General features: G+C 66.2%; 16 protein-coding genes. All 16 read left to right on the top strand.

From position 1 onward, the window contains the following. The 16 genes from AKL28_RS07000 to radC all read left to right on the top strand — a co-directional run bounded on the left by AKL28_RS07000 (position 1) and on the right by radC (position 14130). Entirely contained in the window at positions 1–738 is a 738-nt protein-coding gene (locus tag AKL28_RS07000) for a TIGR03759 family integrating conjugative element protein (RefSeq protein WP_050467415.1), read from the top strand. Beyond that, entirely contained in the window at positions 720–1331 is a 612-nt protein-coding gene (locus tag AKL28_RS06995) for a transglycosylase SLT domain-containing protein (protein ID WP_050467389.1), read from the top strand. The genes AKL28_RS07000 and AKL28_RS06995 overlap by 19 nt, the downstream gene beginning before the upstream one ends. Further along, complete coding sequence (locus tag AKL28_RS06990) at positions 1328–1876, top strand: integrating conjugative element protein (protein ID WP_050467388.1); 549 nt, start codon at positions 1328–1330, stop codon at positions 1874–1876. Before AKL28_RS06995 ends, AKL28_RS06990 begins: the two co-directional genes overlap by 4 nt. Before the next feature lie 4 nt (positions 1877–1880). After that, positions 1881–4064 carry a type IV conjugative transfer system coupling protein TraD gene (traD, locus tag AKL28_RS06985; protein ID WP_050467387.1) on the top strand — a complete coding sequence of 728 codons (2184 nt, stop codon included), beginning with the start codon at positions 1881–1883 and terminating at the stop codon, positions 4062–4064. Next, complete coding sequence (locus tag AKL28_RS06980; protein ID WP_050467386.1) at positions 4061–4810, top strand: TIGR03747 family integrating conjugative element membrane protein; 750 nt, start codon at positions 4061–4063, stop codon at positions 4808–4810. The genes traD and AKL28_RS06980 overlap by 4 nt, the downstream gene beginning before the upstream one ends. 98 nt (positions 4811–4908) lie before the next feature. Continuing rightward, positions 4909–5292 carry an integrative conjugative element protein, RAQPRD family gene (locus tag AKL28_RS06975; protein WP_050467385.1) on the top strand — a complete coding sequence of 128 codons (384 nt, stop codon included), beginning with the start codon at positions 4909–4911 and terminating at the stop codon, positions 5290–5292. Continuing rightward, positions 5289–5522: a TIGR03758 family integrating conjugative element protein gene (locus AKL28_RS06970; RefSeq protein ID WP_022579861.1), complete on the top strand. Its 234-nt coding sequence runs from the start codon at positions 5289–5291 to the stop codon at positions 5520–5522. Before AKL28_RS06975 ends, AKL28_RS06970 begins: the two co-directional genes overlap by 4 nt. Positions 5523–5538: 16 nt before the next feature. Further along, on the top strand, positions 5539–5898 hold the full coding sequence (locus AKL28_RS06965; protein WP_050467384.1) for a TIGR03745 family integrating conjugative element membrane protein: 360 nt from the start codon (positions 5539–5541) through the stop codon (positions 5896–5898). 13 nt (positions 5899–5911) lie between these two features. Then, positions 5912–6322, top strand: a complete 411-nt coding sequence (locus tag AKL28_RS06960; RefSeq protein WP_050467383.1) for a TIGR03750 family conjugal transfer protein — start codon at positions 5912–5914, stop codon at positions 6320–6322. Further along, a complete protein-coding gene (locus AKL28_RS06955) occupies positions 6319–7011 on the top strand; it encodes a PFL_4703 family integrating conjugative element protein (RefSeq protein WP_050467382.1) in 693 nt (230 codons plus the stop codon). Before AKL28_RS06960 ends, AKL28_RS06955 begins: the two co-directional genes overlap by 4 nt. A gap of 5 nt (positions 7012–7016) precedes the next feature. After that, a complete protein-coding gene (locus AKL28_RS06950; protein WP_050467414.1) occupies positions 7017–7946 on the top strand; it encodes a TIGR03749 family integrating conjugative element protein in 930 nt (309 codons plus the stop codon). Beyond that, the gene (locus tag AKL28_RS06945) at positions 7936–9345 is read left to right on the top strand and encodes a TIGR03752 family integrating conjugative element protein (RefSeq protein ID WP_050467381.1); all 1410 of its coding nucleotides are present in this window, start codon (positions 7936–7938) and stop codon (positions 9343–9345) included. Before AKL28_RS06950 ends, AKL28_RS06945 begins: the two co-directional genes overlap by 11 nt. Then, on the top strand, positions 9326–9775 hold the full coding sequence (locus tag AKL28_RS06940) for a TIGR03751 family conjugal transfer lipoprotein (RefSeq protein ID WP_050467380.1): 450 nt from the start codon (positions 9326–9328) through the stop codon (positions 9773–9775). Before AKL28_RS06945 ends, AKL28_RS06940 begins: the two co-directional genes overlap by 20 nt. Further along, positions 9775–12669 (top strand): conjugative transfer ATPase, encoded by a 2895-nt coding sequence (locus AKL28_RS06935; protein WP_050467379.1) that lies wholly within the window; start codon positions 9775–9777, stop codon positions 12667–12669. The genes AKL28_RS06940 and AKL28_RS06935 overlap by 1 nt, the downstream gene beginning before the upstream one ends. 15 nt (positions 12670–12684) lie before the next feature. Next, complete coding sequence (locus AKL28_RS06930; RefSeq protein WP_050467378.1) at positions 12685–13449, top strand: DsbA family protein; 765 nt, start codon at positions 12685–12687, stop codon at positions 13447–13449. 186 nt (positions 13450–13635) lie between these two features. Continuing rightward, positions 13636–14130: a RadC family protein gene (gene radC, locus AKL28_RS06925; RefSeq protein ID WP_050467376.1), complete on the top strand. Its 495-nt coding sequence runs from the start codon at positions 13636–13638 to the stop codon at positions 14128–14130. Positions 14131–14145 lie beyond the last annotated feature (15 nt).

Genomic DNA, 14145 nt, shown 5'->3' with positions numbered 1-14145 from the left:
ATGAAACCGTCGATCATCCTTTCCGTGCTTCTGCTGGTGTCTGCCCAGTTGTCCGCTTGGGCGCAGCAACCGGCCACGGCTCCCGCCGGCAATGCGCACAGTCAGGAGCGCCCGCTGGTTACTCGCTCCCTGGACGACCGGGCGGCAAGCGACTGGGGCCTGCAACCGCAGGAGTGGGCGCGCTATCGCGAACTGATGGACGGGCCGCTGGGCATCTACTCGCCCAACCTGGACCCACTGTCCGCCCTGGGCATCGAGGCGCGCACCGACGAGGAACGGCGCCGCTACGCAGAGCTGCAGGTGCAGATCGAAGCGCGCCGCGTCGAGAAGCTGCTCGCCTACCAACGTGCCTACGACGAGGCCTGGCTGCGCCTGAATCCCGGCATGCAGCGGGTGAACCTGCCTGACGACAAGCCCGGCGCCGGCACCAGCGCCAACCCCTTGCGCGGTTCAGGCCGCACGGCCGTGTTCATCAAGGACGGCTGCGCGGCATGCGGGCAGCTTGTGCAGCGCCTGCAATCGTCCGGCACCGAGTTCGACCTGTACATGGTCGGCAGCCGCCAAGACGACACGCGCATCCGCGACTGGGCCAAGCGTGCGAACGTCGATCCGGCGCGCGTGCGCAGCGGTGGCATCACGCTCAACCATGATGGCGGGCGGTGGCTGTCGCTGAGCTTGCCCGGAGACCTTCCTGCGGTCGTGCGCGAGGTGAACGGTCAATGGCAGCGCCAGCCATAGCGGCCACCTCCGTTTCGCAGTGCTTGCGCGTACTGGTGATCGCGGCGGGCCTGTGCGCCTGCGCCGCCCATGCCCATGCCCAGGAGCTTCCGCCACCGGCTTACCAGCTTGCCGCACAGCGCGCGGGCATCCCCTCGTCGGTGCTCTACGCCGTGGCCTTGCAGGAGAGCGGCATCCGCCGCAACGGGCGCATCGTCCCATGGCCGTGGTCGCTCAACGTCGCCGGTCAGTCGCGCCGCTTCGCCACCCGTGCCGACGCCTGCGCTGGTTTGCAGCAGGCGATGCGCGCCACGCCGCACACACGCATCGACGCGGGCCTGGGCCAGATCAACCTCGGCTACCACCAGCAGCGCTATGTCAGCCCGTGCGACTTGCTCGACCCGTACCGCAATCTCTCCATCGCCGCTGAAATCCTGAAGGAGCAGCACACCTCGGGCGAGGACTGGTTGCTGGCGATCGGTCGCTACCACCGTCCTGCGGGCGGAGAACCTGCCGCCCGTTACCGGCGCAGCGTGTCGCGCCACCTTGCCCGTGTGCAGGGCACGCACCCAACCGCCGCGGCCTTCGCCGCACGCCAGGAGAGCACCCCATGAAAACATCCCATTTGACCCATCTCACACTGAAGGGCTTGCTCGTGCTGCTGGCGGCTCTGCCGCTGGCCTCGCGTGCCGGCGAGCCGCTGATCGTGGTCGAAGACCGTGGCGGCACGTCGGCGCTGCCGTACTACGAGGCTCTGAACCTTCAGCCGCGCGCCAATGCTCCGGCCCGACCGCCCATCCCGATGCTCCCGGTGCCCGCCACGCCCATGGATGAGGCCGCGATGTTGCCGGTGCGCAGTGCCAAGCTCACGCCTGGCACCGTCGCGCGGCGGGTGATCGAGGCACCGGGCCTGCGGCCTTTCGTGGTCGTCGGCGACGACGAGGCGTCCCACGCCTGGCTGCGCAGCCAGGCAACACCCCTGCGCGAGCGCGGCGCGGTGGGCCTGGTGGTCAATGTCGAGACCGTGCAGGGCCTGGCACGGCTGCGCGCCCTGGTGCCGGGCGTACCCCTCGCGCCTGTGGCCGGTGACGACCTGGCCGAGCGCCTGGGTCTGCGGCATTACCCGGTGCTGATCACAGCCACCGGCATCGAGCAATGAAGCCATGTCGGGGAAACAGCCGGTCGAGGTTTTGCTGCGCCCAGCGGTGGAGCTCTATACCGTCGCGGCGTGTGCAGGCGCCGCGTTTCTGTCCCTGGTGGCCCCGTGGTCGCTCGCGCTGAGTCCCGCCATGGGCGTCGGCAGTGCGCTGGCGTTCTGCGCCTACGGCGCCATCCGCTACCGCGATGCCCGCGTCATCCTGCGCTACCGGCGCAATATTCGCCGCTTGCCGCGCTATGTGATGACCAGCAAGGACGTGCCGGTCAGCCAGCAGCGTCTGTTCGTGGGGCGCGGATTTCTGTGGGAGCAGAAACACACCCATCGGCTGATGCAGACATACAGACCGGAATTTCGCCGCTACGTCGAGCTGACGCCGGCCTACCAGCTGGCGCGCAGGTTGGAGGAACGGCTGGAGTTCGCGCCATTCCCGCTGTCCCGGCTGCCCGCGCTCACGGGCTGGGATGTGCCTTTCAACCCGGTGCGCCCGCTGCCGCCTGTGGGCGGCCTGCCGCGCCTGCACGGCATCGAACCCGATGAGGTGGACGTCAGCCTACCGCTGGGTGAGCGCGTCGGGCATTCGCTGGTGCTGGGCACCACGCGCGTGGGCAAGACGCGGTTGGCCGAGTTGTTCGTGACTCAGGACATCCGGCGCAAGAGCGCCGACGGCGAGCACGAGGTCGTCATCGTCATCGACCCCAAGGGCGACGCCGATCTTTTGAAGCGGGTGTACGTCGAGGCCAAGCGTGCGGGCCGCGAGGGCGAGTTCTATGTCTTCCATTTGGGCTGGCCGGACATTTCCGCGCGCTACAACGCCGTGGGCCGCTTTGGGCGCATCAGCGAGGTGGCCACCCGTGTTGCAGGGCAGCTCTCCGGGGAAGGCAACAGCGCGGCATTTCGCGAGTTCGCGTGGCGCTTCGTCAACATCATCGCCCGCGCCCTGGTGGAGCTGGGGCAGCGCCCGGACTACATGCTGATCCAGCGCCATGTGATCAACATCGACGCGCTGTTCATCGAGTACGCCCAGCACTACTTCGCCAAGAACGAGCCCAAGGCCTGGGAGGTGATCGTCCAGATCGAGGCCAAGCTCAACGAGAAGAACATCCCGCGCAACATGATCGGGCGCGAAAAGCGCGTGGTGGCGCTGGAGCAGTACCTCTCCCAGGCGCGCAACTACGACCCCGTGCTCGACGGCCTGCGCTCGGCAGTGCGCTACGACAAGACTTACTTCGACAAGATCGTCGCATCGCTGCTGCCGCTGCTGGAGAAGCTCACCAGCGGCAAGATCGCCCAGCTTCTGGCCCCGAACTACTCCGACCTGACCGACCCGCGTCCGATCTTCGATTGGATGCAGGTCATCCGAAAGCGCGCTGTGGTCTATGTCGGCCTGGATGCGCTGTCCGATGCCGAGGTCGCTGCGGCGGTCGGCAATTCAATGTTTTCCGACCTGGTTTCGGTCGCCGGCCACATCTACAAGCACGGGATCGACGACGGCCTGCCGGGCGCATCGGCGGGCTCGCGCGTGCCGATCAACGTCCACGCCGATGAGTTCAACGAGTTGATGGGTGACGAGTTCATTCCGCTGATCAACAAGGGCGGCGGCGCTGGCCTGCAAGTTACCGCGTACACGCAGACCCTCTCGGACATCGAAGCCCGCATCGGCAACCGCGCGAAGGCCGGTCAGGTGATCGGCAACTTCAACAACCTGTTCATGCTGCGCGTGCGCGAGACGGCTACCGCCGAATTGCTGACCCGGCAATTGCCGAAGGTCGAGGTCTATACGACCACCATCGTCAGCGGCGCGACCGACAGCTCGGACATTCGCGGCGCGACGGACTTTACGTCAAACACCCAGGATCGCATCAGCATGTCCAGCGTGCCGATGATCGAGCCATCGCACGTCGTCGGCCTGCCCAAAGGCCAGTGCTTCGCGCTGCTGCAGGGTGGCCAGCTCTGGAAGGTGCGCATGCCGTTGCCGACGCCAGACCCGGATGAAGTGATGCCGGCGGACTTGCAGCAACTGGCTGGGCACATGCGCCAGAGCTACAGCGAGGCCACGCAGTGGTGGGAGTTCACCAGCTCCCCGGTCTTGCAGGACGCGGCCTTGCCGGACGACCTGCTCGATGAGGCGGCCATCGCCACACCCATCACCGACACGGGCGACACGGCCAGCGAAGAGGCCGCGCCATGAGCGATGCCGCCTCCACTGCGCAGCGCGAGCAGAACCGCCGCCAAGGTCTGATCGTCGGCACCATCACCTTGCCGTTCCGGCTGCTAGGGGTACTGGTCGGCTCGCTGCTGTTCTCGATCCTGATGGAGTGCATCGGCATGCACCTGTTCTGGAAGGACCAGGGCTGGCAGCACTCCCAGCAGATGTTGCAGTACGAGTTGGGGCACCTGTCCAACCACTTCACACGCAGCGTGGTCGTGCAGGAGCCGGGGCGCACGGCGCATGAGTTGGTGGACACTGGCTACGAATGGGTGTTCGTGCGATCGGGGCTGCTGGAGCGCATGAGTCAGACTGCCGAGCGCGCCCGTGCGCCCAGCCAGGGGCAAGCGCGGAACTTCCGTTACTTCATCAGCCAAGTCTATGTTTGGGCCGAAAGCTACCTGATCGCTGCCGCCTTCACCACGCTCACTTTTCTGGTGCGCCTGTTGGTCCTGGCGCTCACACTTCCGCTGATCTTCACGGCGGCATTTGTTGGTTTGATCGACGGCTTGGTGCGCCGCGATGTACGCCGGTTCGGCGCGGGCCGCGAATCCGGCTTTATCTATCACCGTGCCAAAGCCAGCCTGATGCCGCTGGCCGTGCTGCCTTGGGTGACGTATCTGGCGCTACCGATCTCGGTGCATCCGTTGCTGATTCTGCTGCCGAGCGCCGCCTTGCTGGGACTGGCGGTGAGCCTGACTGCAGGGAGCTTCAAGAAGTACCTCTAGGCCATCAATCCGGTCATCCGCAGGTTCTTATTGTTTGCGGCCTGAAACGCCTCTGATCGCCACGATCAAGCCATTGCTGATCACACAGGAATGGCGCGATGTTGGCTCCGATCTGGCTGCGCGCCGCGCATCGCGGCGTGCCCACCTTTCTCGTGACGGCCCTGCTGATGGGGCAGTCTTCGATGGCGTTGGCCGAATCCCCGGCACAGCGCCAGGAGCTGGTCGCTGCGCTGCGCCAGCTCGATGCGCTGGAGCGCACCGTCGCGGGCGGCGCTGCACAGGTTCCCATCCAGCCGGGCGAGCGCTATCACTTCGATTACCCGCAACTGCTGGCTGACCTGGCGCGCGTGCGCGCCGGCATCCAGGCCCATCTCACACCGTCGCGCGCACAGCCACGCGATCTCTCCGAACTGACTGGCGAGTACCGCACTGAGCGGGCCGCCCCGCCATCGCTGCCGACGACTGCGCAGGGCAAACCATGAACGGCGCCCAGGTCTCGGCATTTCAAGCCAACAGCGGTATCGCGCCGTCCGCGATGGCGACCGTCCTGGTCGGCGTCGTGTTCGCGGTTCTGCTCGTCTGGGGCGTCTGGGCCATCCGAACGGCCTACGTGGGGTGGGCCGAGAACCGCCTCAACCAACGCCAGTTCCTCGGCGTCTGCATCCGCTTCGTCGCGATGTACCTCGTCCTGACGTTCTTCCTCCTCTCCTGACCTGAAGGGTTTGACCATGCAAAACCGCATCCTCACTACTCGTTTTGCCCAACGCGCCGCCGTCGCCCTGGGTGCCACCGCGCTGCCCGTGCTGACGTTCGCGCAAGGGCTGCCGCAGTTGGAAAACCCAACCCGCGGCGCTGGCAGCGGCATCATGGAAACGATCAGGAACTACGGCTACGACATCATCATGCTCGTGGCCCTCCTGGTGGTGGCGTCGATGTTCATTGGCGTGTGCTACCACGCCTACGGCACCTACGCGGAAATCCACACCGGCCGCAAGACCTGGGGCCAGTTCGGCCTCACGGTCGCCATCGGCGCCGTCCTGCTCGTGATCGGCATCTGGCTGCTCACCGAAGCCACCGGCATCCTGTAAGCGAGGACGGGCCATGTCCGAGCAACAGCATGTCCGTGCCGATGGGACGGTCACGTTCCTTCCACACCGGCTCAACAGGCACCCGGTGGTCGTGCGCGGCCTCACCGCCGACGAGTTGTGGATCTGCTGCGGCCTGTCCGGCGCTGCCGGCCTGGTGGTTGGCGCGCCGCTGTCCTGGATGTTCCGCACGATTGCCATCGCGCCGACCTTCGTTGTCTTGGGCGTGGCGCTGGGCGTTTTCATCGGCGGCGGCATCCTGCGCCGCCTCAAGCGTGGGCGTCCCGACACCTGGCTGTACCGGCAGTTGCAGTGGCGCATTGCCACGCACTATCCGCTGATGGCGGGCTGGGTGGGCGGCCATGTGCTGATCTCGCGCTCTGGCTTCTGGACTACCCGCAGGGGCACGCACGGGGGCGCACGATGAGCCGTTTCAAGAACGAGATCACCCACCTTCAGGCGCACATCAAGACGCTGCGCCTCGGCGCGGGCGCGCTGGTCATTGTCGCCCTGGTCATGGGCGGCGGCTGGTGGAGCGCACCGCGCGATCTGACCATCCATGTCCCGCCCGACCTGCGCTCCGGCAGTACCCGCAAGTGGTGGGAAGTACCGCCCGAGTCGGTCTATGCATTCACGTTCTACGTGTTCCAGACACTCAACCGCTGGCCGACGAATGGCGAAGAAGACTACCCGCGCAACCTCCACATGCTCTCGCCATATCTCACCCCGTCCTGCCAGGCGTTCCTCAAGGCGGACTACGACTATCGCCGCAGCACCGGCGAGCTGCGCCAGCGTGTGCGCGGCATCTACGAAATTCCCGGCCGCAGCTATGGAGACAACCCCACGGCGCGCGTGCGTGTCATTTCCGACCGCGACTGGGTGGTGACTCTGGACATCAGCGCCGACGAGTACTACGGCGCCGAGCAGGTCAAGCGCGCCCTGGTGCGCTACCCCGTAAAGGTCGCACGGGTGGACGTCGATCCAGCACGCAACCCGTTCGGCCTGGTGCTCGACTGCTACGAGGGCACGCCCCAGCGCATCAGCGCACCGGAGCCGACGCGCCCGGTGCCTGGTGGCCTGACGCCGCAAGCGCCTCAAGGAGGCAATTCCCCATGAATTCCATGAAGCATCCTGTACTCGCGCTGCTGGGGCTTCTGGCCGTGGCCGCCACAGTGGTTGTGTCCCCCGCTGTCCAGGCGGTGGAGATCCTGCGTTGGGAGCGCATGCCGCTGGCGGTGCCGTTGAAGGTCGGCCAGGAGCGCATCGTGTTCATCGACCGAAACGTCCGCGTGGGCGTTCCCGCAGGTGTCGGTGAGCGGTTGCGCGTGCAGAGCGCGGGCGGCGCGGTGTACCTGCGTGCCAGCGAGCCGATCGAGCCCACGCGGCTGCAATTGCAGGACGTCGATACGGGCGCGCTGATCCTGCTCGACATTGCGGCGGAGCCGCCCAAGGACGGCGAGGCCGAGCTGGAGCCGGTGCGCATCGTCGAGGGCAACAGCTCGCCAGCGCGCTATGGCGATCAGCCTGACGGTGCCGATGCGCCCCACGCGCGCGCCCAGGATCAGGCGGACACCTGGACGGCGCGGCGCGAAACGCCAATTCCCGTCGTGCTGACACGTTTTGCTGCGCAGAACCTCTACGCACCGCTGCGCACCGTGGAACCCTTGCCAGGCGTCATGCGGGTCAACCTGCGCCGCGACCTCGACCTCGGCACGCTGATGCCGACCTTGCCGGTGCGCGCTGTGGCGCTCGCCTCGTGGCGTCTGGAAAACCAGTGGGTCACTGCCGTGCGCCTGACCAACAACAGCAGCGACTGGATCAGCCTCGACCCGCGCATGCTGCAAGGCGATTTCCTCACCGCCACCTTCCAGCACGAGGCGCTTGGCCCGCGCGGAACCTCCGAGGACACGACCGTCCTGTACCTGGTGACGCGCGGTCGCGGCCTCGCACAGTCGCTGCTTCCAGCGATCCATCGCTTCGACCCCGCTGTGCATCGCCCGCAGCCAAAAGCAGCAGCCAGCGACGACAGGGAGGCTCGCCATGCGCAGTAACGGACTCCTGAAGTGGCTGCTGATCCCCGTGGCCCTGCTGGTGCTGTTCGTCGCCATCCGGCTGCTCTCCGGTGGAGGTACGGCGGCACCGCCTGTCGCGGATGGCGGCGGCAGGCTCACGCCGGAGGAAATGAAGGCGCTGGGCATCGAGGGCGATACCCCGCGCGACACCGTGGCAACACTCGTTGCCCAGGTGAAGCAGTTGCGTACCGAGCTTCAGACCGCGCTGTCCGACAACAGGTCGCAGCGTGAGGAGAATCAGCGACTGCGCCAGCGCGAGAACGCCATCGACCAGCGCATCAGTTCGGCCCTCGAATCCGAGCGCTCCAACTTGCGGCGCGACCAACAGCAGGCGGCCAGCGCGCGCCAGCAGACCGAGGGGCTGCTCGCTGACCTGCAGCAGCGCCTGGACAGCATCGGCGGACGTGGCGGCGGCCATGCCGATTTGCCGGTGGGGCTGGGCCTACGTGACGGCGACGAGGCTGGCATGGAAGGCGGTATGCGCTGGGTGGAGCCAGATGACGCGAAACAAAGCGACGGGCGCGGCAGGTCGAATGGCGGCATAAACTTCCCCACCAGTTTCGGTTCTGCACAGAGCACGCTGGAAACCACAGCGCAAACCGTGGCGAACGCGGGCGCACGCGCGGCAGGCGTCAAGAGCGCGACGCCCGTCTATACCGTGCCGACCAACTCAACGCTGATGGGGTCGGTGGCGATGACGGCGCTGATTGGCCGCGTGCCGATCGACGGTACGGTGAACGACCCATACCCCTTCAAGGTCTTGGTCGGGCCGGACAATTTGACCGCGAACGGTATCGACATTCCCGATGTGGCCGGAGCCGTGTTCTCCGGCACCGCATCGGGCGACTGGACGCTCTCGTGCGTGCGCGGCCAGGTGCGCAGCATTACCTTCGTGTTCCATGACGGGACCATCCGCACCATTCCCGAGGATCGCGAGGGCAACCAGCAAAACAACCAACAACGCGACGGCCTGGGCTGGATCAGCGATCCGCACGGCATTCCCTGTGTCAGCGGCGAGCGGCGCAGCAATGCGCAGCAGTACCTCGGCACCCAGGCGCTGATCACGGCGGCTGGCGCTGGCGTGGCCTCACTGATCGAATCCGACAGCGGCAGGGCGTCCTATGTCGGCGCCGACGGCTCCATCGGCAGCGTGGGCATCAGCGGCCAGGAAGCCGTGGGCCGGATTCTCGCCAGTGGCGTTCAGGACATGTCGAGCTGGGTCAACAAGCTCTACGGCCAGGCCTTCGCTGCCGTTTATGTGCAGCCCGGTGCCAAGGTCGCCATCCACCTCGAAAAGCCGCTCGCCATCGACTTCGACCCAGAAGGCCGCAAGGTCGATCACCGCGCAGGAGAAAGCCATGCTCTCGAACTTGAATAGCTGGGCTCAAGGCCTGGCGCTGGCCTTGGCCGTCGCGCTGCTCGGCGGCTGCGCCACCAGCAAGGAAAAGCTGCTGACCCACGGCGACAGCACGATGATGGACATCTGGCAACAGAACGCCGGTGACGGCGGCGGTGGCGCCGGCCAGGTGGCGCGCAGGCAGTTGCTCGATGCACGCCAGAGCCTGCGCAGGCCGCTGACCGAGATGGATGTGCAGGTAGCACCTGCCGAGCAGATGCGCTACACGCGCACGGCGCGCAACGAGGTCTATCGCCAGTTCCAGCGCCTGCCCAACCCCGACCTCGTCATGTACGTGTATCCCCATTTGGCGGGCACCGACCCGGTGCCGATTCCGGGCTATACGACCGTGTTCCCGCTGTACCAGCGCGTGCAGTACGCCATGCCAGGCGAGCGCGTGGAGGACTACTGATGCGCTGGAAACTCCCCTGGCCGAAGCTGGCCGCGTCCGGCGCTGCCGATGACGAGCAGCCGGACGGCTGGCAGCGCCACGTCGAGGCACTGCACCAGGCCGGCCTCCCCGAACCCGGCGCGGCGGTGCAAGCTCGCAGGCCGGCGACCATGGCAGACGAGCAGGCGCTGTACGAGGTCGCGCCGTCGTTCGTGGAACTGCTGCCCTGGGTGGAGTTCCTGCCGCAGTCGAAGGCCATGTTGCTGGAGGACGGGCAATCGGTGGCGGCGTTCTACGAGCTGGTGCCGCTGGGCACCGAAGGCCGGGAACCCGGCTGGCTCGCGCAGGCCCGCGATGCCTTGGAGAACGCGCTGCAGGACAGTTTCGATGAACTGGACGAGAACCCCTGGGTGCTGCAGCTCTACGCTCAGGACGAGCCCAGTTTCGACCAGTACATGCAGACCCTGCGCGACTATGTGCAGCCGCGCGCCCGTGATACGGCGTTCAGCGAGTTCTACCTGCGCTTCTTCGGCCACCACCTGCGCGCGGTGGCCAAGCCGGGCGGCCTGTTCGAGGACACGGTGGTCACACGGCTGCGCTGGCGCGGCCAGACCCGGCGCGTGCGCATGGTGGTCTATCGCCGCGTGACCGGCCAAGGGCAAAACGGCCGCCGCGGCCAGACGCCCGAGCAGATGCTCAATATCGTCTGCGACCGCCTGTGCGGCGGACTGGCGAACGCCGGCATTCAGGCCAGGCGCATGGTGGCTGCGGATGTTCACGACTGGCTGCTGCGCTGGTTCAACCCGCGTCCCACGTTGCTTGGGCCTGGGGCCGAAGACCGGGAGCGCTTCTATGCGCTGGCGCGCTACCCCGAAAGTACGGAGGCCGGCGAAGACGGCGAGATCGAATTGGCGAGCGGGCGGGATTTCAGCCAGCGGCTGTTCTTCGGCCAGCCGCGTACCGACGTGGCGCACGGCACCTGGCATTTCGACGGCATGCCGCACCGCGTACTGATCACCGACCGCCTGCGCATGCCGCCGGGCACGGGGCACCTGACCGGTGAAACCCGCAAGGGCGATGCGATCAACACGCTGTTCGACCAGATGCCCGAGGACACCACCCTTTGCCTGACGATGGTCGCCACGCCCCAGGATGTTCTCGAAGCGGATCTCAACCACCTGGCGAAGAAGGCCGTGGGCGAGACGCTGGCGTCGGAGCAGACGCTCAAGGACGTGCATGAAGCCCGCTCCCTGATCGGCAGCGCGCACAAGCTCTATCGCGGCACCCTGGCGTTCTACCTGCGCGGGCGCGATGAGGCGGAACTGGACCGACGCGGCCTGGACCTGGCGAACGTCATGCTCAACGCCGGCTTGCAGCCGGTGCGCGAGGATGACGAGGTGGCGCCGCTGAACAGCTACCTGCGCTGGCTGCCGTGCTGCTACAACCCCGGCCAGGATCGGCGCAAGTGGTACACCCAACTGATGTTCGCCCAGCACACGGCGAACCTCTCGCCCGTGTGGGGCCGCGCCCAGGGTACGGGGCACCCCGGCATCACGATGTTTAACCGCGGCGGCGGGCCGATCACCTTTGATCCGCTCAACCGCCTGGATCGGCAGATGAATGCCCACCTGTTTCTGTTCGGCCCGACGGGTTCGGGCAAGTCGGCGACCCTCAACAACCTCTTGAATCAGGTCACGGCGATCTACCGGCCACGGCTGTTCATTGTCGAGGCCGGCAACAGCTTCGGCTTGTTCAGCGATTTTGCCCGGCGCCTGGGCCTGACCGTGAACCGGGTCAAGCTCGCGCCGGGCTCGGGCGTTACCCTGGCGCCATTCGCGGATGCGCGGCGGCTGATCGAGACGCCCAGCGACGTGCAGACGCTCGATGCCGATGCGCTGGATGAAGACCTGCCACTCGATGCTGTGGCCATGGAGGCGGATGAGCAGCGCGACGTGCTGGGCGAATTGGAGATCACCGCGAGGCTGATGATCACCGGCGGCGAAGACAAGGAAGAAGCCCGGATGACGCGGGCCGACCGCTCGCTGATCCGCCAGTGCATCCTCGATGCCGCAGAGCACTGCCACAGCAAGGATGACGAGAAGCGCACCGTGCTCACGCGCGATGTGCGCAACGCGCTGCGCACGCGCAGTCAAGACCCGATGCTGCCGGAAATGCGGCGTGTGCGACTGCTGGAAATGGCCGACGCCATGGACATGTTCTGCCAAGGCACGGACGGCGAAATGTTCGACCGCGACGGTTCGCCGTGGCCCGAAGCCGACATCACCCTGGTTGATCTGGCGACCTATGCCCGCGAGGGCTACAACGCGCAGCTCTCCATTGCCTACATCAGCCTGATCAGCACGGTGAACAACATCGCCGAGCGCGATCAGTACCTGGGCCGCCCGATCATCAACGTCACCGACGAAGGGCACATCATCACCAAGAACCCGCTGCTCGCCCCCTACGTGGTGAAGATCACCAAGATGTGGCGCAAGCTGGGGGCCTGGTTCTGGCTCGCCACACAAAACATCGACGATCTGCCGCGCGCCGCAGAGCCCATGCTCAACATGATCGAGTGGTGGATCTGCCTGTCGATGCCACCCGATGAGGTGGAGAAGATCGCCCGGTTTCGCGAACTGTCACCCGCTCAGAAAGCATTGATGCTTTCCGCGCGCAAAGAAGCCGGGAAGTTCACCGAGGGTGTCATCCTCTCCAAGAGCCTGGAAGTGCTGTTCCGGGCCGTGCCACCGAGCCTCTATCTCGCACTCGCGCAGACCGAACCCGAGGAGAAAGCCGAGCGTTACCAACTCATGCAGCAGCACGGCATCAGTGAACTCGACGCGGCCTTCAAGGTGGCCGAGAAGATCGACCAGGCGCGCGGCATCGAGTCGCCAGCCTTGGGCCTGCCGCAATAGCCGCCGGAGACTGCCGTGAAACCGAAGCGTCCTTCCATTCCTATGCCGGTGCAGGCGTTCCGCCATCGGCGCTCGCGCAAGCGCTGGCCCTGGTTCTTGGCCGCTGGATTGATCGCGCTGCTGTTGATATGGCTCGTGTCCCGCATTCCCAGCGAACCCGCGTCGCTGCCTCCCGCGCCGGTCAGTACGGCGCAGGTAGCCGGGCCTCCCTGGCAGATGGGCAACCCCGAGGGCCGATTCACGCTGACGCTCTATGCCGACCTCGAATGTCCCTTCTTCCGAGCGTACTTCCCGCAGCTCAAGCGCTGGGTGGGTGCCAACGCGGACGTGGCCCTGCAATGGCACCACCAGCCGCTGGTCGCGCACGAGCCGGCCGCCTCCGCCGAGGCACGCCTGGCCGAGTGCGCCGCCGAGACAGGTGGGCATGCGGCTTTCTGGCAGGCCATTGAATGGGTCTATGCGCACACGCGCAGCGACGGCCTGGGCTTGCCTGAGGGACTGCGTTATCCCGGCCTCAACCCAGCCGTCGAGCAGTGTTTGGCAAGCGAGCGACCCGAAGCGTTGATTCGCGCTCAGGCCGAGGAAGCCATGAAGGGCGGCGTGACCGCGACGCCTTCGATTCGTCTGCACGATCGCCAGACCGGCCAGGCGATCCTGCTGCAGGGGCCGATCGAAGGCGATGCGCTGTTGTCGGCCATGGACATGCTGGCGGCTGAGGATTCCGTCGCTTCACCTGCCACCGAAATGCCTGCCGACGTCGTCGGCGACATGCCCAGGTAGCCCGCGGTCATTGAGGCTACGGCGCAGCACACTGCGCTGACCGCTACCCGTTCGCCTCGCATCCTGGCCGCGAACGATCACCGCAGCAGCGGTGATGGATGCACCTTGTTCCGTTGTTCCATTCCCTGGAGGGCCTGCCCTCCTGGGGCATGTGCGCCCTCCGATTTCCCTGTCTGGAGGTTCGCCATGTCTGTCGTCATCAATGACTCCTGCCTGGAGTCGCTTTCCAATATTTCTATTCAGAACGAGGACTGGATCGTTCAGCAAGCCATCGTGTTGCTGGAGCGGCGGGTTTTCAAAGCAGGGCCGCGCCTTGAGCGGCCCGCAGCGGTCAGGGACTACCTTCGCTTGAAGCTGGTCGCCGAGCCCAATGAGATATTCGTCGTCGTGTTCATGAACAGCATGCACGACGTGCTGGCCGTGGAGCCGATGTTCCATGGAACGATCAATGCGACCTCGGTTTATCCACGTGTCGTGCTGCAGCGCGCTTTGCAACTGAACGCCGCTGCGGTCATCTTCGCCCATCAGCACCCCTCGGGCACCACCGAGCCATCCAATGCGGATCGCGTGCTGACCGAGCAGTTGAAGACGGCCTTGGCGCTTATCGACGTGCGGGTACTCGACCATTTCGTGATTGGCCAGGGCACACCGTACTCGTTCGCCGAGTCTGGTCTTCTGTAATCACAGCGGGGGCTT

Origin of the sequence: Herbaspirillum chlorophenolicum (assembly GCF_001189955.1) — a bacterium.
Taxonomy (GTDB): domain Bacteria; phylum Pseudomonadota; class Gammaproteobacteria; order Burkholderiales; family Burkholderiaceae_D; genus Herbaspirillum; species Herbaspirillum chlorophenolicum.
Note: the sequence above shows the minus strand (reverse complement) of the source record. Positions and strands in the feature narration are given on the sequence as shown.

What these genes read in the sequence shown, in the direction of transcription:
- AKL28_RS07000 (WP_050467415.1), top strand. Translation starts at nt 1, where the DNA reads ATGAAACCGTCGATCATCCTTTCCGTGCTTCTGCTGGTGTCTGCCCAG.
- AKL28_RS06995 (WP_050467389.1), top strand. Translation starts at nt 720, where the DNA reads ATGGCAGCGCCAGCCATAGCGGCCACCTCCGTTTCGCAGTGCTTGCGC.
- AKL28_RS06990 (WP_050467388.1), top strand. Translation starts at nt 1,328, where the DNA reads ATGAAAACATCCCATTTGACCCATCTCACACTGAAGGGCTTGCTCGTG.
- traD (WP_050467387.1), top strand. Translation starts at nt 1,881, where the DNA reads ATGTCGGGGAAACAGCCGGTCGAGGTTTTGCTGCGCCCAGCGGTGGAG.
- AKL28_RS06980 (WP_050467386.1), top strand. Translation starts at nt 4,061, where the DNA reads ATGAGCGATGCCGCCTCCACTGCGCAGCGCGAGCAGAACCGCCGCCAA.
- AKL28_RS06975 (WP_050467385.1), top strand. Translation starts at nt 4,909, where the DNA reads ATGTTGGCTCCGATCTGGCTGCGCGCCGCGCATCGCGGCGTGCCCACC.
- AKL28_RS06970 (WP_022579861.1), top strand. Translation starts at nt 5,289, where the DNA reads ATGAACGGCGCCCAGGTCTCGGCATTTCAAGCCAACAGCGGTATCGCG.
- AKL28_RS06965 (WP_050467384.1), top strand. Translation starts at nt 5,539, where the DNA reads ATGCAAAACCGCATCCTCACTACTCGTTTTGCCCAACGCGCCGCCGTC.
- AKL28_RS06960 (WP_050467383.1), top strand. Translation starts at nt 5,912, where the DNA reads ATGTCCGAGCAACAGCATGTCCGTGCCGATGGGACGGTCACGTTCCTT.
- AKL28_RS06955 (WP_050467382.1), top strand. Translation starts at nt 6,319, where the DNA reads ATGAGCCGTTTCAAGAACGAGATCACCCACCTTCAGGCGCACATCAAG.
- AKL28_RS06950 (WP_050467414.1), top strand. Translation starts at nt 7,017, where the DNA reads ATGAAGCATCCTGTACTCGCGCTGCTGGGGCTTCTGGCCGTGGCCGCC.
- AKL28_RS06945 (WP_050467381.1), top strand. Translation starts at nt 7,936, where the DNA reads ATGCGCAGTAACGGACTCCTGAAGTGGCTGCTGATCCCCGTGGCCCTG.
- AKL28_RS06940 (WP_050467380.1), top strand. Translation starts at nt 9,326, where the DNA reads ATGCTCTCGAACTTGAATAGCTGGGCTCAAGGCCTGGCGCTGGCCTTG.
- AKL28_RS06935 (WP_050467379.1), top strand. Translation starts at nt 9,775, where the DNA reads ATGCGCTGGAAACTCCCCTGGCCGAAGCTGGCCGCGTCCGGCGCTGCC.
- radC (WP_050467376.1), top strand. Translation starts at nt 13,636, where the DNA reads ATGTCTGTCGTCATCAATGACTCCTGCCTGGAGTCGCTTTCCAATATT.